At 73.7% G+C, this 17,212-nt stretch carries 18 protein-coding genes and 2 pseudogenes; 14 read left to right on the forward strand and 6 right to left on the reverse strand.

The genetic code is table 11. The annotated features are described in order from the left end of the window. The first annotated feature begins 93 nt into the window (after window positions 1–93). The gene (locus tag ACRWND_RS23745; protein WP_431952699.1) at window positions 94–1,350 is read left to right on the forward strand and encodes an SLC13 family permease; all 1,257 of its coding nucleotides are present in this window, start codon (window positions 94–96) and stop codon (window positions 1,348–1,350) included. Continuing rightward, on the forward strand, window positions 1,350–1,841 hold the full coding sequence (locus ACRWND_RS23750; protein WP_431952663.1) for a universal stress protein: 492 nt from the start codon (window positions 1,350–1,352) through the stop codon (window positions 1,839–1,841). Before ACRWND_RS23745 ends, ACRWND_RS23750 begins: the two co-directional genes overlap by 1 nt. Before the next feature lie 7 nt (window positions 1,842–1,848). On the opposite strand, the gene ACRWND_RS23755 is transcribed toward ACRWND_RS23750, so the two are convergent. The 5 genes and pseudogenes from ACRWND_RS23755 to ACRWND_RS23775 all read right to left on the reverse strand — a co-directional run. Further along, window positions 1,849–2,943, reverse strand: a complete 1,095-nt coding sequence (locus ACRWND_RS23755) for a CU044_5270 family protein (RefSeq protein ID WP_431952665.1) — start codon at window positions 2,941–2,943, stop codon at window positions 1,849–1,851. After that, on the reverse strand, window positions 2,940–3,569 hold the full coding sequence (locus ACRWND_RS23760) for an RNA polymerase sigma factor (protein ID WP_431952667.1): 630 nt from the start codon (window positions 3,567–3,569) through the stop codon (window positions 2,940–2,942). Before ACRWND_RS23760 ends, ACRWND_RS23755 begins: the two co-directional genes overlap by 4 nt. A 46-nt stretch (window positions 3,570–3,615) precedes the next feature. After that, window positions 3,616–4,467 (reverse strand): class II glutamine amidotransferase, encoded by an 852-nt coding sequence (locus tag ACRWND_RS23765; RefSeq protein WP_431952669.1) that lies wholly within the window; start codon window positions 4,465–4,467, stop codon window positions 3,616–3,618. A gap of 53 nt (window positions 4,468–4,520) precedes the next feature. Next, window positions 4,521–4,706: pseudogene (locus ACRWND_RS23770) on the reverse strand (ATP-binding protein); the annotation flags it as partial. 119 nt (window positions 4,707–4,825) lie between these two features. Then, window positions 4,826–5,509: pseudogene (locus ACRWND_RS23775) on the reverse strand (PAS domain-containing protein); the annotation flags it as partial. Between the two features lie 271 nt (window positions 5,510–5,780). Here ACRWND_RS23775 and ACRWND_RS23780 point away from each other — a divergent pair. Next, entirely contained in the window at window positions 5,781–7,508 is a 1,728-nt protein-coding gene (locus ACRWND_RS23780; RefSeq protein WP_431952671.1) for an LCP family protein, read from the forward strand. Window positions 7,509–7,625: 117 nt separating this feature from the next. On the opposite strand, the gene ACRWND_RS23785 is transcribed toward ACRWND_RS23780, so the two are convergent. Further along, on the reverse strand, window positions 7,626–8,675 hold the full coding sequence (locus tag ACRWND_RS23785) for an alpha/beta fold hydrolase (protein WP_431952673.1): 1,050 nt from the start codon (window positions 8,673–8,675) through the stop codon (window positions 7,626–7,628). A 262-nt stretch (window positions 8,676–8,937) separates the two neighbouring features. On the opposite strand from ACRWND_RS23785, the gene ACRWND_RS23790 reads away from it, so the two are divergent. The 11 genes from ACRWND_RS23790 to ACRWND_RS23840 form a co-directional block, all read left to right on the forward strand. Next, window positions 8,938–9,162, forward strand: coding sequence for a hypothetical protein (locus ACRWND_RS23790; protein ID WP_431952675.1), 225 nt, complete (start codon window positions 8,938–8,940; stop codon window positions 9,160–9,162). 94 nt (window positions 9,163–9,256) lie between these two features. Next, window positions 9,257–9,604 carry a hypothetical protein gene (locus tag ACRWND_RS23795; protein WP_431952677.1) on the forward strand — a complete coding sequence of 116 codons (348 nt, stop codon included), beginning with the start codon at window positions 9,257–9,259 and terminating at the stop codon, window positions 9,602–9,604. A gap of 46 nt (window positions 9,605–9,650) precedes the next feature. Beyond that, complete coding sequence (locus ACRWND_RS23800) at window positions 9,651–10,154, forward strand: DUF4232 domain-containing protein (protein ID WP_431952679.1); 504 nt, start codon at window positions 9,651–9,653, stop codon at window positions 10,152–10,154. A gap of 197 nt (window positions 10,155–10,351) precedes the next feature. After that, on the forward strand, window positions 10,352–10,786 hold the full coding sequence (locus ACRWND_RS23805) for a GntR family transcriptional regulator (RefSeq protein ID WP_431952681.1): 435 nt from the start codon (window positions 10,352–10,354) through the stop codon (window positions 10,784–10,786). Window positions 10,787–10,799: 13 nt separating this feature from the next. Continuing rightward, on the forward strand, window positions 10,800–11,753 hold the full coding sequence (locus ACRWND_RS23810) for an ABC transporter ATP-binding protein (RefSeq protein WP_431952701.1): 954 nt from the start codon (window positions 10,800–10,802) through the stop codon (window positions 11,751–11,753). Next, the gene (locus ACRWND_RS23815) at window positions 11,750–12,766 is read left to right on the forward strand and encodes an ABC transporter (RefSeq protein ID WP_431952683.1); all 1,017 of its coding nucleotides are present in this window, start codon (window positions 11,750–11,752) and stop codon (window positions 12,764–12,766) included. The genes ACRWND_RS23810 and ACRWND_RS23815 overlap by 4 nt, the downstream gene beginning before the upstream one ends. Window positions 12,767–12,980: 214 nt before the next feature. Further along, on the forward strand, window positions 12,981–13,658 hold the full coding sequence (locus tag ACRWND_RS23820) for a hypothetical protein (protein WP_431952685.1): 678 nt from the start codon (window positions 12,981–12,983) through the stop codon (window positions 13,656–13,658). After that, window positions 13,645–14,787 (forward strand): hypothetical protein, encoded by a 1,143-nt coding sequence (locus ACRWND_RS23825; protein ID WP_431952687.1) that lies wholly within the window; start codon window positions 13,645–13,647, stop codon window positions 14,785–14,787. Before ACRWND_RS23820 ends, ACRWND_RS23825 begins: the two co-directional genes overlap by 14 nt. Next, complete coding sequence (locus ACRWND_RS23830) at window positions 14,784–15,590, forward strand: ABC transporter ATP-binding protein (RefSeq protein ID WP_431952689.1); 807 nt, start codon at window positions 14,784–14,786, stop codon at window positions 15,588–15,590. Before ACRWND_RS23825 ends, ACRWND_RS23830 begins: the two co-directional genes overlap by 4 nt. After that, a complete protein-coding gene (locus ACRWND_RS23835) occupies window positions 15,587–17,014 on the forward strand; it encodes an ABC transporter permease (RefSeq protein WP_431952691.1) in 1,428 nt (475 codons plus the stop codon). The genes ACRWND_RS23830 and ACRWND_RS23835 overlap by 4 nt, the downstream gene beginning before the upstream one ends. Next, window positions 16,951–17,212, forward strand: a 262-nt coding sequence (locus ACRWND_RS23840; RefSeq protein ID WP_431952693.1) for a hypothetical protein, incomplete at its 3' end; no start/stop codon positions are given. The genes ACRWND_RS23835 and ACRWND_RS23840, both read left to right, overlap by 64 nt.

Below are 17,212 nucleotides of genomic sequence, written 5' to 3' on the forward strand. Positions count from 1 at the left end.
TCAGTGCGTATACGCGGGCCCACGCGGTGCGGGGACGTCGCGTGGGCCGTGGTTGCATGAGGCGTCACGGCCCCACCTGGGAGGAACAGAACCCTGAACACCACGACCGCGGAGGCGCTGTCCGTCGCGCTGCTGCTCCTCGTGCTCGCCGGTGCGGTGATCCGGCCGTTCGGCCTTCCGGAGGCGGTGATCGCCGTCCCGGCCGCCGCGGTGGCCGTGGGGAGCGGGGCGATCCCGCTGGAGCACGCGCGGGAGGAGGCCGCCCGGCTGGGGCCGGTGATCGGGTTCCTGGCCGCGGTCCTGGTGCTGGCCAAGCTCTGCGACGAGGAGGGGCTGTTCCGCGCCGGCGGGGCCTGGATGGCCGAGGTGGCCCGGGGACGGCCGCGGCGGTTGCTCGGGGCGGTGTTCGTGCTCGCCTCGGCGGTGACGGCGGTGCTGAGCCTCGACGCCACGATCGTGCTGCTGACCCCGGTGGTGTTCGCGACCGCCGCGCGGCTGGGGGTGCGGCCCAAGCCCCACGTGTACGCCTGTACGCACCTGTCCAACACCGCCTCGCTGCTGCTGCCCGTCTCGAACCTGACGAACCTGCTGGCGTTCGCGGCCAGCGGGCTGAGCTTCACCCGCTTCGCCGGGCTGATGGTGCTGCCGTGGCTGGTGGCGATCGCGGTCGAGTACGTCGTCTTCCGCCGCTGGTTCGGCGCCGACCTGGCGGCCGCCGTCCCCGTCCCGGATGGTGCGGGGACCCCGCCGCTGCCGGTGTTCGCCCTGGTCACGGTGGTCTGCACACTGGCGGGCTTCGTCGTCACCCCGGCGCTCGGCATCGATCCGGCGTGGGCCGCCGCGGCCGGGGCGCTGGTGCTGGCGCTGCGGGCGGTGGCGCGGCGGCGGATGACGGTGCGCGCCGTGGCAGGGGCGGCCGGGGTGCCGTTCCTGGCGTTCGTGCTGGCGCTGGGCGTGGTGGTTCGGGCCGTGGTCGACAACGGGCTCGCCGACGCGCTGGGCCGGATCGTGCCGGGCGGCACCGGGCTGCCCGCGCTGCTCGGCGTCGCGGCGCTCGCCGCCGTCCTGGCCAACCTGATCAACAACCTGCCCGCCGTGCTGGTCCTGCTGCCGCTGACCGCACCCGCCGGGCCCGGCGCGGTCCTGGCCGTCCTGCTTGGGGTGAACATCGGCCCCAATCTGACCTACGCGGGTTCCCTGGCGACCCTGCTGTGGCGGCGTATCGTGCACGAGCACGAACACGACGTGGACCTCAAGGAGTTCACCGTCCTCGGCCTGCTCACCGTGCCCGCGGCGCTGGGCCTGGCGGTGGTGGCGCTGTGGGGTTCGCTGCACGTCCTCGGAGGCTGATGTCCGTGATCGTGACCGCCTGGGTCACCGAAGGAACCTGGCCCGCCTGCGTCGACGCCGTCCGCATGCACGCCCCGGAGGACGCCGACGTCCTCCTGCTGCACGTCAGCGGCCTGGACGTCCCCGGTCTTGCGCACGCCGCCTACGCCGGGCTGCTGGGCCGCGGCCACCCGGAGCACGACCCGGGCGCCCGGCTGGAGGACCTCGAGGCGGAGTGCGCCGCACGGCTGCTGGACGCCGCCGCCCGGCGGCTGGGCCGCCCGTGCCGGCGGGAGGAGCGGGAGGGCCGGGTGGAGCGGGAGGTGGTCGCCGCCGCGGCCGGGACCGATCTGCTGGTGATGGCCCGCGACGGCGACCCGGCACGGCTCGGGCCGCGGAGCCTGGGCCCCGCGGGGCGCTTCGTCGTCGACCACGCGCCCTGCCCGGTCCTCCTGGTGTGGCCCGAGGCCGCCCCGGACGTGACGACGCTCCCCCCGCCCCCGCCCCACTGACCGGGGCTCAGCGCGCGGCGCCCGGCAGCTGCCTGACGCCGTCGACGGCGGCGCGGGTCAGTACCGCGCTGGTGAAGACGACCGTGCCGCGCGGCACGACCCCGTCGGGGTCCGGCTCGGCCTGGACGGTGCGCTCGCCGAGGAAGACGTGGGTCTTCCGGTCGAAGATCCACTCCGTGCGCTGCCCGCTGGCCTCGTCCAGCCGTGCCACCGCGACGCCGTGCCGCCCGGTGGCGTCCACCGCGTCGTCCACGGCGACCACGCCGGGGATCCGGGCGGCAGCCTTGTAGAGCGCCGCGGTCAGTGCGGCCGGCGGGTAGCTCTCGCCCAGCAGGTCGCCGATGGTGGTGAAGGCCTCCTGGTCGGGGCTGTCGCCCATGCCCTTCGTCTCCTCGTAGATCCTGGCCAGGAGCGCGCGGGGGTCGGTGGGCAGGGTGGCGAGGTAGTCGTAGCTCGGCGCGTTGAGGGTCGGCCGGGGTACGTCGCCGTGCTCGTCGGCGCCTGCCAGCGTCCTGCCCCCCGGGCCGGTGGTGCCGGGCTCGATCAGCCAGCCGTCCCTGCCGTCGCGGGACTCCCATGACTGGCGCCGGTGCAGCGGGGTGCCGGCCAGGCTGGTCGTGCCGTGCACGTGCCGCACGACGGTGCCGGCCGACTTCGACTCGATGTAGACGTACTGGCCCTCGCCCACCGGCGCGGCGGGCGACTCGGCGGCGGCCAGCGAGACGGTGTCCAGCAGGCGGGCGGCGCCCTCCGGGTCCGCGGCGCCCAGGCGGGTGGTCAGGGCGGGGCCCGTGGCGGGGGTCCTGGAGCCGCCGCCCGCGCCGGTGGGGTCCGCGCCGCCGAACACGTACAGGCCGGTCGCCAGGGCCCCGGCCAGCACGCCCGCGGCCAGCGGGACGAGGACCATGCGGCGCAGGAACGGGTTGCGGCGCGCGGGCGCGCGGGTGGCGGCGGGGGACGGGCCGCGGCTCGCGGTGAGGTCCTCGTGGATCCGGGTCATCAGGCGCTCCTTGTGCAGCTGGTGACGGTCCGCCGGAAGATCCCGCTCCACGCGCGGCAGGAGACGGGCGGTCTCCTCCCATTCCGAGGGATGGGCGTTCATCGGGTTCCTTCCTGTGCGGGCCGGACCGCGTTCGCGCGGTCCCCTTCTGTCTGTCGGCGGCGAGCCGCGGGTTCCCTTTCCGCGTCGGCGAGCCTGCGCAGCCTCGTGCGGGCCCGGGACAGGCGGGAGCGCACGGTGCCGACCGGGATGCCGAGGGCCTCGGCGGCCTCGGCGTACTCCAGGCCCTCCCACAGGCACAGCGTCAGCACCTCGCGCTCGGGGCGGCGCAGCCGGGCGAGGGCGGTGAGCACGACCGCGAGACGGCGCCGGTCGTCGACCCGGCCGGCCACCAGGTCGGCGTGGTCGGGCACCTCGAGCGCGGCCGCCCCGGCCTGGGCGCCGGCGGCGATCGCGGCCCGGTAACGGCGGTTGCCGCGGCAGTGGTTGCGCGCGAGGTTGGTGGCGACACCCAGCAGCCACGGCCGCAGCGAGCCCCCCTCGGGATCGACGCGCTCCCGCAGCCGCCAGGCCTCCAGGAAGGTGGCCGACATCACGTCCTCGGCGACCGACCAGTCGGCGGTCAGCCGGAAGGCGTGGTTGTAGACGGTACGGGCGTACGCGTCGAACAGCTCCGCGAAGGCGGCGGGGTCCCCGTCCCGTACCCGGGTACGTACTTCAGTGGTCACCTCTGTCGGCTGTCCGTCCGGCCCCCGCGGGTTCCCGTGACCCGCGTCATGCCGCGACCCCGCCGGGGGGCGCGGGCTCGAAGGGCATCACCTTGTCCTGCCCGGGCCCCACCACGTGGACGGTGCTCTCGGGGACCTCTTGCCAGACGTCCGGCAGGTCGCCCAGGGGCTCGGACACCACGAGCCGGGTCTCCTCCGACGCGCCCCGCAGGAACCACAGGTCCGGGTGCAGCTCGCGCAGCGAGTCCACCTTGCCGCTGTGGAACAGCGACCGCGACGCGTGCTCGGTGGAGTAGCGGAAGGCCCACAGGCTCTCCCCGTCGGAGACCGCGACCGTCATCTGGACGGGGAACTCGACCCCGTGCTCGCGGCCGGTCCGCTCCACCAGCCCCGCCATCCGCGCCACGGCGCCGGGTACGTCCTGGTCGAGGCCGAAGGTGAGCGCGAGCAGGAACATCACCTCGGTGTCCGTCGAGCCCTCGATGGCGGAGAACAGCACCGGGTCGACGGCGAGCGAGAGGTCGCGGCGCAGCCGGTGGAAGTCGGTGATCTCGCCGTTGTGCATCCACAGCCAGCGGCCGTGCCGGAAGGGGTGGCAGTTGGTCTGCTGGACCGCGGTGCCCGTCGACGCCCGTACGTGGGCGAAGAACAGCGGCGAGGTGACGTGGCGCGAGATCTCCCGCAGGTTGCGGTTGTTCCACGCGGGCCCGACGTCCCGGACGATCGCCGGGGTGTCCAGGTGGTCCGTGGCGTACCAGCCGATGCCGAAGCCGTCCCCGTTGGTCGTCTCCACGCCCAATCGGGAGTGCAGGCTCTGGTCGATCAGGGAGTGCCGCGGTTTGTAGAGCATGTCGTCGAGCAGCATGGGCGTTCCCGTGTAGGCGAGCCATCGGCACATGAGCACCTCTCCCTTCGTCTTGCCGGCGACCTCCGGGGGGGGGCCGGCCCTCCTCAGGCGTCGGTCAGGGCGACCTCCGCCCAGATCGTCGTGCCCTCCTGGGTGTGGCGCGTGCCCCAGCGTCCGGTGACCTGGGCCACCAGCAGCAGCCCCCGTCCGCCCTCGTCGAAGACCCGGGCCCGGCGCAGGTGGGGGGCGGTGCCGCTGCCGTCGGAGACCTCGACGACAAGGGTGGAGTCGTGGGGTGGTGTCGACGGCGGTGAGCTGGACGCGCGGGGTGTGCCGCAGCGGGTCGCTGAGCGGGGGAGAGCGTGATCGTCCAGGTGCGCGGCACCGGTGCCGCGCGTGAGCGGACGCGCGGGTGGAGGTCGCTCGCCTCCCCGCTGGCCAGGACGCGCCGCACGCCCTCATCGAGGGCCTCTCCCGCGCTGCCGGGCAGGAACTCCGAGGGGCGTTGGCCCCGCAGTTGCTCCTCGGTGCGTCCGGCCTCGCGCCGCATGCCCAGGCTGGTGCGCAGCGTCCGCAGCTCGTCGTCGAAGATCGCCATGGGCAGGATGGCCTGGTCGAAGGCATCCTCGACCAGGCCGTCCACCGCTCCCCAGCGCCGCCGGTCCACCGGCGAGAGCACGATGAGGCGCTGCGGCCGGCCGAGCACGTCCAACGACGGGTAGATGCGCACGGAGACCTCCAGCGGGCGGCCGTCCCGGCGGCGCAGCAGCGAGCTGCCGCCCCGGCCGAAGGGCGTCGCGAGGAACCACTCGGTGGAGCGGTCGGCCTCCGTGCCCAGGAGCCGGACCGCGGGCCGCCCCACGACCTCGGCGTGCCCGTACCCGAGCAGTCGCTCGGCCTCGCTGCTCCAGCCCGTGACGACGCCGTGGGCGTCGACGACGGCCGTGGCCGGGACGGTCGGATCGGGCCGGGGAGGGAAGCCGCCCTCGGCATCGTCGTCGCCGCTCGAGTCCCGCATCGCCATCCGTCGCCGTTCTCGCCCGTCCTCTCCGGCCCGCCTCCAGCACGGGGCTGCCCGGCCCCACCTCCACATCTACCGCTCCTGGTGCGTGCCCGCAGGTCGGCGCGAGGACGCCGCGGCCGCTGTGTTCCGCCTTTTCCTCCACAGCCTGTGGACGAAGAGGCGGATCGCCCGCGCCCCTTCCTCCGTACGACGGGTGTCGCATCGGGTACAACCATGCGCCGTCGTCGGAGGTCTGGTCGGTTGCCCCGGCCCTGCCGCGGGGCGACCGACCAGACAGGCGACGACCGGGGAACGCCGCGGGGGGGCGGCGTCCGGGCGCGGACGGAGGACCCGTACGACCATGGACAGGCACGACGGAAGCGGCATCGACCCCGCCGACCAGTGGGTCCTCGACCCGGACACCGGCGCCTACCGGCTGCGACTGCCCTCCGACGCCCCTCCGGCCCCCACGGTGCCGCGGCAGGGCGGGCGGCAGGTACCGCGGCAGGGCGGGCGGGCGCGCCCCGAGGAGCGGCCGCCCGCTCCCGCCCCGGGCGGACGGCGCCGCGCCGGCGCCCCGCCCTCCCGCAGGGCGAAGCGGTCCGTGAAGCGCAGGGTGCTGATGTGGACGGCGGGGACGCTCGGATTCCTGGTGCTCGGGGGCAGCGCCGGCGCCTACCTCCTCTACCGGCACTTCGACGGCAACATCGCCACCGTGGACGTCGGCACGGCCGGCAGCAAGAACGCGACCAGCAAGGAAGCGGTGAACATCCTGGTCATCGGCACCGACAGCCGCCAGGGCCTCGGCGCGAAGTACGGGGACGCCGGGAGCGTCGGCCACGCCGACACCACGATCCTCTTCCATGTGGCGAAGGACCGGTCGAACGCGACCGCGATGAGCATCCCGCGCGACATGGTCACCGGCATCCCGGACTGCCCGACCAAGCAGAAGGACGGCTCCACCAAGACGATCCCCGGGACGCCGCAGGGGCGGTTCAGCCCGCGCTTCAACGAGAGCCTGGGCCAGTCGGGCCGCGACCCGGGCTGCACCATGCGGACCGTCACGGAGATCACCGGCCTGCCGGTCGACCACTTCGTCCTGGTCAACTTCGAGGCCGTGAAGACCCTGTCCACAGCGGTCGGCGGGGTGCCGGTCTGCCTCACCCACCCCATCAAGGACACGACCCGCGACGGCGAGGGCTCCCATCTGGACCTGCCGGCGGGGCCGAGCAAGGTCCAGGGCGAGCAGGCCCTGGCCTTCGTCAGGACCCGGCACTCCCTGAAGAACGGCAGCGACCTGGACCGCATCGACCTGCAGAAGCAGTTCCTGGCGTCGATGATCCGCCAGATGAAGTCCGGCGACACCCTCACCGACCCCACGAAGCTCTTCAAGCTGGCGAACGCGGCCACCAAGTCGCTCACGGTGGACACCGGCATCGGCGGCGTCGCGAAGCTCACCGAGCTCGCCAAGGACCTGAGCCGGGTCGATCCCGAGCACATCACCTTCACGACGCTCCCGGTCAAGGACAACCCGGCCGAGGGGACGAGGCACGCGACGGTCGTGGTGGACGACACAAGGGCGCCCGCGCTCTTCAAAGCGATCAAGGACGACGTCTCGCTGACCAAGCCGAAGAAGAAGCCCGCGGCCGCCGACAGCAAGCTCCGCGGCCCCAAGGCGGACCCGTCGCAGGTCCGGGTGGACGTGTTCAACGGCGGCGGCCCCCAGGGCGCGGCTCAGGAGACCCTGCAGTGGCTGCAGAACACCAAGGGCGTCACCCACGCCACCAACGGCGGCAACGCCGGCGGCGGCAAGCAGGACCGCACCACCCTGGAGTACGCGCCCGACCAGGCCGACCAGGCCCGGGCCCTGGCCGCGATGATGGGGCTGCCCGCCTCCGCCCTGCGCCCCGCGGCGGACGACCCCGCGGCGGACGACGCCACCGGCGCGGACGACGCCACCTCCGGCGCGAACATGACCCTGACCCTCGGCGGCGACTACCTGGGCGCCGGGAATCCGCTCGCCGAGCCGGACCGGCTCCCTGAGACCATCCCGCAGTCGCGGGCCGACAAGCAGGAGTGCGTCGGCTGAGCCCCGGCGAGCCGCCGCCCGGGCCGCGCCGACTCGGCGTCGACCCCTGACGCTCGCTCGGCGCGCGCCCGACCCCCGCCGGCGGCGGTCGCTTCCGTCGCCGCGGCCCGGGGCCGCTCAGAGCCGTCCGACGTCCACCACGGCCCGGGCGAAGGCGGCGGGCGCCTCCTGCGGCACGTTGTGCCCGATGCCCGGCAGTGTGCGGTGCGCGTACTTCCCGGTGAACTTGGCCCGGTAGGCCGAGCCGTTGCCCGGCGGGGTGAAGGGATCGACCGCCCCGTCGAGGGTGATCGTGGGCACGGTGACGACGGGCTGTCGGGCGAGCCGCGCCTCGATGTCGTCGTAGCGCGGCTCGCCCTCGACCAGGCTCAGCCGCCAGCGGTAGTTGCCGATGACGATGGGGACGTAGTCGGGGTTGTCGAAGGCCGCCGCGGTGCGGTCGAACGTGGCGTCGTCGAAGCCCCACGTCGGGGAGTTGAACGTCCAGACGAGCCGGGCCAGATCGTGCCGGTTGCGCTCCAGGCCCTTCCGTCCCCGTTCCGTGGCGAAGTAGTACTGGTACCACCACGCCCATTCGGTCTTCGGCGGCAGCGGCTGCTTGTTCGCCTCGCGGTCGGTGATCAGGTAACCGGTCACCGAGACGAGCCCCTTGACCCGCTCGGGCCACAGCGCCGCGATGATGTCGGCGGTCCGCGACCCCCAGTCGAAGCCGGCGAGGACCGCCTTCTTGATGCCCAGGGCGTCCATGAGCGCGAGGATGTCCAGGGCGAACACCGCCTGCTGCGCGTCGCGCGGCGTCGAGCGGGACAGGAAGCGCGTCGTCCCGTGGCCGCGCAGGTAGGGGACGATCACCCGGTACCCCTTCGCGGCCAGCAGCGGCGTGACGGCGGCGTAGCTGTGGATGTCGTACGGCCAGCCGTGGAGGAGGATCACCGCGGGCCCGTCGGCCGGTCCGGCCTCCACGTAGCCGACGTCCAGCACCCCGGCCTCCACCTGCTTCAGCGGGCCGAACGCCTCGGTGCCGCCCGGCCGTTCCTTGCCGGGGTCCATAGGCGGCGCCGGCTTGTCCCCGGCCGGGCCGGTCGTCGCGCATCCGGTGACGATCCCCAGCGCGGCCGCGACCGCTCCCGTGCCGGCGATCGTGCCGAAGGTCCGCCTGTCGATCATCTGATGCCTTCCGTGGGACGCGGGCCCGGGCCCTGGGGCAGGCCCCGCACCGAGGTGGGTCACGCACTGGGGTACGCCATGCCCTCTGCCGCGCCGCCCGCGTCGCCGGACCGGCGAACGTCATCCGTTCGGCACAGGTCCCGGCGGGCGCGGTGAGGGCCGGACGGGTGAAGTCGGCGGCGTGGCGCAACCGGTGGGCGCGACGGGGCTGTCCTGCACGGCGAGTCCGGTCGACACCGTCCGAGGTCCGAGGGGAAACACCATGAGCCTTCTCGATACTCCGCAGCAGTCACTGGGTGGCGCCCCGCTGGGGGCACACCTGGCCGCCGTCGACGCGCGCTGGGTCGAGCTCCACGCCGCGCTCATCGCGGCCGGGGTGCCACCGCTCCCCGGGGACAGCGACGCCGTGCACACCCTCGCCCGGCAGCTCGACGACGCTACCGTCAGCGCCGTCGTCGCCTGGATCGACAGCGCCGCCTCCCGCTGAACCCGGCCCGGCCGCGGCCCTTGTGACAGTCATGTGACGGGAATTGTGGCGTCCGCCACGGCCGGGAGGGGCGGCGGCCTGATGGCATCGCCGGATGCGCACCCCCGCATTCTTCCTCCCGGCCGTGCTCGCCGGTGCCCTGCTCCTCGCCACGGCCTGCGATAGCCCGCACCGAGACGACCGCGGTGCCTGCGCCCCCTCGGCCGTGCCGGTCAGCGCCGAGCCCGAGGGGGACGGCGACGTCGAGATCACCGCCGTGAGCGGCCGGCCCGCCCACTGCCCCGGCCCCCCGTTCCACGTCGTGTTCCGCGTGACCAACCACGCCGGCGAACTCCTCACCTACACCGTCACGTTCGGGCTCACCGCAGGTGCCGGGCGGGCCCTGGCGGACGAGCCGCACACGGGTGTCCGCGGTTCCGCCCGGCCGCACGGTGCGGAGTGAGGCCGACCTGGCCGCACCGCTCACACCGCGGTCCACCGTGGAACGGGTGCGCGTCGTCAAGGTCAGGAGCGTCCCGACGGACGAGGCGCCCGCCGCGGCAGGCGTCTGCCCGCTGTCCGGGCTGCGGCTCACCGCCGACGACGGCGACGCCGCCATGGGGCTGCGGGTGGTGGGGCTGCGCCTGGAGAACTGCTCGTCACATCTCCGCCGCGTCGAGGGCTATCCGCTGGTCCAGCTCCTCGACGAGGAGCACGAGCCCGTCACGGGCGTCGAGGTCGTGCGCGGTGGCGGAGGTGTCGCCCTCGTGCCGGGCTTCGACGACGCGCCCCGCCCCGTCACCCTGGAGCCGGGACAGAGCGCGACCGCGGGCCTGATGTGGCGCAACACCGTCACCGACGGCACGCCGGTGCTGGCCCCCTATGCGAGGGTGCGGGCGACACCCGGCGCCCCCGCGGTGATGGTGGTCCCGGAAATCGACCTCGGCACCACGGGGAAGCTCGGCGTCAGCGCCTGGAAGGCCGATCCGGCGACCGCGGCCCCGGCCTCATGAACCGCTGATCCCTCCTCCCGTCCGCACGAAGGCCCCGGCTCCCCGGGGCCTTCGTGCTGTGCGGGCCGCGCCGTCCCCCCGCGCGGATGTCACGGTTCCGTCCCGAGGCGCGCTGGCGGCCACCTCATTTGACACGGCTCGCCTCGCCCTCTCATCATCATTCCACTAATCGAGTAGCTAAAGGGTGTTGAAGCCTCGTGGAGTTCCGCATCGACAGGCGCAGCGGGATCGCCGCCTACCAGCAGATCGTCCAGCAGACCAAACAGGCCCTGCGGCTGGGCGTCCTGATGCCGGGGGACCGGCTGCCCACCGCCAAGGAGGTCGCGGAGACCAGCGCCGTCAATCCGAACACCACGCTCAAGGCCTACCGCGAACTGGAACGCGAGGGGCTGGTCGAGCCGAGGCCGGGACTCGGCACCTTCATCCGCCGCTCACTGGCCCGCCCCCAGGCGGGCGCCGACTCCCCGCTGCGCGGGGAACTGGAGGCGTGGATGACCCGGGCCCAGCAGGCGGGTCTGGAACGGGAGGACGTCGCCGCGCTGGTCGCGGCCGTCCTGCAGGAGCGGTACGCCGGTGCGACGGCGGCCGACGGGACACCGGAAGGTCGGGAAAAGAGGATGACCAGTGCGTGACGCCACGGACCCCATGGACAGGGGCGGCCCGGTGGAGGAGTCGGCGATCGAGGCTCATGGAGTCGGCCGCAAGTACCGGCGCGGCTGGGCCCTGCGGGACTGCTCGTTCCGCTTGCCGGCCGGCCGGATCTGCGGGCTCGTGGGCCCCAACGGCGCGGGCAAGACGACGCTGATGTCGATCGCCGCCAATCTGCTGGAGCCGACCGAGGGCACCCTCACGGTGTTCGGCGCGCAGCCCCAGTCGGCGGAGGCGGGACGCCGCACGGCGTTCCTCGCCCAGGAGAAGCCGCTGTTCCGCCGGTTCACGGTGGCCGAGACGCTGCGGCTGGGCCGCGAGCTCAACCCGGGCTGGGACCAGCGGGCCGCCGAGCAGATCGTCCGGGCGGGCAACGTGCCGATGGACGCGAAGGTCGGCACCCTCTCCGGCGGTCAGCGCACCCGCGTGGCCTTCGCCCTCGCCTTCGGCAAGCGGCCCGATGTGCTGCTTCTCGACGAGCCGATGTCCGACCTCGACCCGCTGGTGCGCCACGAGCTCATGACCACCCTGATGGCCGAGGCCGCCGAGCACGGCACCACGGTGCTGATGTCCTCCCACATGCTCAGCGAGCTGGAGAGCGTCTGCGACTTCCTGCTGGTCATCTCCGGCGGCGGCCTGCGGGTGGCCGGTGACGTGGACGAGATCCGCAGCGCCCATCTGCTGCTGCAGGGCGTCGCCGACGGTGGCGCCGGCGTTCCGGCCGAACTGGCCCGCCACACCGTGATCGAGTACCGCACCAGCGGGCGGCAGGCCACCGCCCTCATCCGCCCGGACGGCCCGGTCGGTGACCAGTGGCAGTCCCACAGCCCGCAGTTGGAGGAACTCCTGCTCGCCTATCTGCGTTCGCCGCACGTGCCGCCGCTGATCAGTCCGGTGGCCCAGATACCGGGTGTGTCGTACGGCACGCAGGGTCGGGGGGCGGCGGCATGAGCAACCTGACCGCGACCTCCTCCGCACCGTCCGAGCCCGCCGCCGCCGACCGCGGCGCCCGCCGCCCCCGGCTGAGCGGGATGATCTGGCTCGTCTGGCGCCAGCACCGTGCCGCCTTCTGGACGCTGCTGGCCCTGACGGCCCTCGCCGTGGCCTGGATGCTCTACCAGCGCGCCGGCCTGCTCGACCACCTCGCCGCGAAGGGCTGGCCCGCATCGGGTCCCGACCGGTGGATGGAGGACATCAGCCCGTACAGTTCCGAGCTCCTGAAGGCCGGTTACGGGCTCGGCTTCGTCCCCGTCCTTCTCGGGGTCTTCCTCGGCGCCCCGCTGCTCGCCGGCGACCTGGAGAGCGGCACGGCCAAGCTCGTCACCACTCAGGCCGCCCGGCCCGCCCGCTGGCTCGCCGCCAAGATCGGCATCAGCGCCCTGGTGGTCGTGGTCTGCACCGTCGCCCTGTCCTTCGCCTTCGGCCGGTGGTGGGCGCCGGTCAGCCGGCAGAGCTCCGTCATGGACTGGACCTCCGGCCAGGCGTTCGACACCACCGGGCCCGTGCCTGTCGCACTCGCGCTCTTCACCGTCATCGGCGGCGTCGCGATCGGCCTGCTCCTGCGCCGCACTCTGATCGCCATGGTCGTGACCTTCTTCTTCGCGGTCGCCGTCCAGGTGGCCTGGAGCTCCTACCGGCTCGATCTCGGCCATGTCCTCAGGATCACGACCGACACCGGTGTCGACGTCGGCGCCCCGAGCCCGCCCGCCGCCGCCTATCAGATCGACCAGTCGTACGTCACGGCGTCCGGGGAGACCCTCGGCTGGAGCACCTGCGTACACGCCGGGCCGGAGGAGGCCGTCGCGGCCTGCCAGCAGCAGAAGGGCATCGTGGGCTGGGCGGTGGACTACCTCCCCTTCTCGCAGATGAGCGGCATGCAGTGGCTGGGCGCCTCGATCCTCTTCGCCCTGACCGCCGCCCTCACGGTCTTTGTCTTCCTCTGGGGCCGCAAGCGCGTCGTCTGATGACGTGCACGGGTTGGGACGGCACGACCTCGGGGGACGCGCGGAGCGTCCACCCGGGGTCGTGCCGTCGAACGGCTGGGGAACCGCGGTCGGCAGGTGCACGCATCCGCCGAAAGTCTCGCGCGGACGACAACCCGGGACGTGGTCGCACGTCTGGGAGGTCAAAGGCACTGCCCAGGCGTGCCCGCTCAGCGTTCCCCCTCGAAGGAAGCCCATGCCAGCACCGCGACTGCGACCCCGCCCTCGACTCCGCGCCCCAGGCGCGGCCCCGACGCTCCGTGCGATCGTCCTGACCACCGCGTCCCTGGCCTCGCTCGCCGCCCTGACGGCGTGCGGGGGCCCGGCGTCCGAACCGGCCCGCGGCGCGGACCGCCAGGTGGCCTCCCTGCCGCCGTCGACGGACCGGCCGCCGGGCCAGGGCGCGCCCTCCGACCGCGCGGCGGGAGACTCCGGTCGTCCGCAACTGCGGCTGGACGACTCCCCCGAGCGCCGCAACCGCCTGATCGCCGCCTGGGACAAGTGCCTCCTGGAGCACGGCGCCAAGACGGGCGGTACCGGAGCTGCGCCGCCTCCGGGCGCGGAGCCGGGCGGGGAAGAGCCGGTGTTCGTCGCGGACCCGATTCCCGAGCGCGCCAAGAACGCGTGCGCCGACAAACTGCCCATCGGCCCGCCGGAACAGGATCCGGCCCTCAACCCCCACTACCGGGAGGACTGGCAGAAGGACGTCAGCTGCCTCCGCTCCAACGGGATCATGGTGCACCTCACCAGGGACACCAGCCTCAACCCGAACGGCCTCGGCTGGACCTATGACGACGACTACGTCGACACCCGCCAGGACACGTCGTCGATCGAGCAGGACTGCGAGCGGAAGGCCTTCGGTGGCGGCGAGTAGAGCGGCGCGGACCTCCAGGCGCACCACACGGCGGGCCCTCACCGTGGCGGCGGTCCTCCTGGTCACGGCCGGCATGGCCTTCGGCGGCTACTCCCTCGCCTCCGGGGCGAAGCAGCCCGCCGCCTCCGCCGGCAAGGTGGCGCGATCCGCCACCGTCAAGGTCGTGCGCACGGACCTCGCCGACACCCAGACGCACCGCGGCACCCTCGGCTACGGGGCCGACATCGCCGTCAAGGGCACGGGGGAGGGAACGGTCACCGAACTCCCGCCCACGGGGCGGACGGTCAAACGCGGCCGCCAGCTGTACGCGGTGGACGACCGCCCTGTCGTGGTCTTCTACGGGAGCACGCCCCTGTACCGCACCCTGGACAAGCCGACGCTGCGCGGCAGGGACGTCACCATGGTCGCCGACAACCTCGAAGCCCTCGGCTACGACATCGGCCCGCGCGTCGGCGCCTCCTCGGGGGGCGCGATGGGGACCATCACGGGCGCGGGCCGCGCCGACCGGATCGGGGACGTCTGGACCAAGAGCCTGTCGGACGCGGTCAAGCGGTGGCAGCGGTACGTCGGCATGGACCCGACGGGCACGCTGGACGTCGGGCAGATCGTCGTGGTATCCGGGCCGGTGCGGGTCAGTTCGGTGCAGGCCCAGCTCGGCGACCCCGTCGGCGAGCCCCTGATGACCGTCACCCGCACCTCCAAGTCCGTGAGCGTGCCGGTGCAGGCCACGGACACCGACGGCATCTCGACCGGCGCGAAGGTCGTGATCACCCTTCCGGACAACAGCGAGGCGCCCGGGACCGTCACCTCCATCAGCCAGACCGTCCAGGGCGGAGGTGACTCGGCCGGCGGCCAGAACACCCCTCCCACGCTCCTCGTCACCGTCACACCGGCCACCCCGCCGAAGTACGACGCGGCCAGTGTGCAGGTCCGCTTCACCGCCTCCACCAGGAAGAACGTGCTCGCCGTGCCCGTGGGGACGCTCGTCGCGCTGAGCGGCGGCGGCTACGCGCTGCAGAAGACCGACGGCGCCTACCTCGCCGTCGAGACGGGACTCTTCGCGAACGGCATGGTCGAGGTGAAGGGCGACGGAGTGTCCGAGGGGCTTCGTGTGGAGACCGCCTCATGACCCTCGGCGACCTCGGCGGCGGCCCCGCCGACACCCTGCGGCTGCGGGCGGTGGGGCCGCCCCACCCGTCCCCGCAGGCTCCGCCGTCTCCCGGAGCCCGGCACGCCGGCCGCCGGGACGAGCCCGTGCTGCGGGTCGTGCGGGCGAGCAAGACCTACGCAGGCGGCGTCCGCGCCCTGGACGACGTGTCGTTGACCATCCGCCGCGGCGAACTCCTCGGCATCGTGGGGCCGTCCGGATCCGGCAAGTCGACGCTGCTCAACATCATGGGGACCCTCGACCTGCCGAGCCGCGGCACGGTGGAGATCGCGGGACGCGACGTGGCCCGACTCCGCGACCGCCGGCTGTCCGTCCTGCGCGGCACGTGGCTCGGTTTCGTCTTCCAGCAGTTCCACCTCACCGACGGGCTCTCGGCTGCGGAGAACGTCGCCACGGGACTGCTCTACGCGGGCGTCCCGCGCCGTCGCCGCCGCCCCCTCGCCCTGGAGGCGCTCGGCCGGGTGGGGCTCGCCCACCGGGTGGACCACTCCCCACACCAGCTCAGCGGCGGTGAGAAGCAGCGCGTGGCCATCGCCCGCGCCCTGGTCAACGCCCCGTCGCTGGTCCTGGCCGACGAGCCCACCGGCGCCCTGGACACCGCCAACGGCCGGGCCATCCTGGATCTGCTCGAGAAGCTCAACGACGAGGGCACCACCATCGCCGTGATCACCCACGACCGCGACATCGCGGCCCGGCTGCCCCGGCGCGTGGAGATCCGCGACGGCCGGATCACGGACGACACCGGCGCGGAGGCGACCCCATGACCGAAGCCGCGAAGGACGAACCCCTGCGCGGGGTACGGCTGCCACCGGGCGACTTCCTGCGCCTGGGGTTCCTGGGCATCCGGATCCGTGTGATGCGGGCGGCGCTGTCCGCCCTCGGCATCTCGATCGGCATCGCCACCATGATCGTCGTCACGGGCATCCCCGCGTCCAGCCAGCGCCACCTCCTCGACGAGCTGGAATCCCTCGGCCCCGACATCCTGCAGGCCCAGGCGGTCGGGCAGCAGGACGAGCGGCCTTCGCTGCCGAAGGAGGCCGCCGCGATGGCCGGCCGGATCGGCCCGGTCACCTCGGCCACCGCCGTGGCCAACACCAACGCGCGCATCCTGCGTTCGGACCGGGCGCCCGCCGACGACGGCGTCGGCATCACCGTTCTGGCCAGCCAGGACAACCTGCTCTCGACGGTCCACGGGGCGGTGCGCGCCGGCCGGTTCCTCGGCCCGGCGACCGACCGGTTCCCCACGGTGGTCCTCGGCAACCAGGCCGCCGCCTGGCTCGGCATCAGCCGGCTGGACCCGGGCGGCCCAGCGCCCCTGGTCTCCATCGACCGGCGTGCGTTCTCAGTGATCGGCATCCTGGGCCCCATGCCGCTCACGCCCGAGCTCGAGCAGTCGGTGATGGTGGGCTGGCAGGCGGCCCACACCTACCTGAACTTCGACGACCAGCCGACGGTCGTCTACGTCAAGGCCGACGAGGACGCCCTGGAGGACGTCCGCGGGGTGCTTCCCGCGACGCTCGACCCGCAGGCGCCCGGCCTGGTCCAGGTCAGCCGGCCCTCGGAGGTGCTGGCCGCCAAGCGAGCCACCGAGAACACCTTCTCCTCGCTCTTCCTGGGGCTGGCCGGGGTGGCGCTGCTGGTGGGCGGCATCGGAGTCGCCAACACGATGTTCATCTCGGTGCTCGAACGCCGCAAGGAGATCGGTCTGCGCCGCGCCCTCGGCGCCAGCAAGGGCCAGATCCGCGGGCAGTTCCTCGTGGAGGCGGTCATGCTGTCGGCGTTCGGCGGGATCGCCGGGACCTCCGTCGGCTCCCTGGCCGCGATCGGGTACAGCCTGCACCAGGGCTGGACGCCCGTCCTGCCGCTCCCGGTCGTGGCTGGTGCGGTCGGCGGCGCGGTGGTCGTGGGCGTGCTGGCGGGCGTCTACCCCTCCGTCCGGGCCTCCCGGCTTCCGCCCACCGAGGCCCCGTCAAGGGGGAGGTCACCTCGGCCGGACACCGCGACGGACCCACCCGCGTGTGCCGCACCGTGCGCGGCGGCACACCGGCCATACCCTCGCGACTCAATCGGGCGCCACGCTCACGGACACGATGGTCCAGGACTTGACGTTGGAGCGGCACCCCCGTGCGCGAACTTCAGGTCGGCCTCAAGGACGCGAAGGTCATCGGCGTCGTCGACGACTCGCTGACCGTGGCCCGCTATGACGCTTCGCTCGGGCAGAAGGCGTCCGGGGCATCCATCTGGAAGGTCGTGGCCGTCCCCTTCGACGGTTCCGGCGAGCGGACTCTTCTCGCCCGTGCGGTGGCGGACCGTGTAGCCGTCCGGTCGGACGGCGGCGTTCAACTCGTCGGCGGACAGTCCGCGGAGGACTACGGCTCTTCCTGGA

Source organism: Actinacidiphila sp. bgisy167, assembly GCF_965342175.1.
Taxonomy (GTDB): domain Bacteria; phylum Actinomycetota; class Actinomycetes; order Streptomycetales; family Streptomycetaceae; genus Actinacidiphila.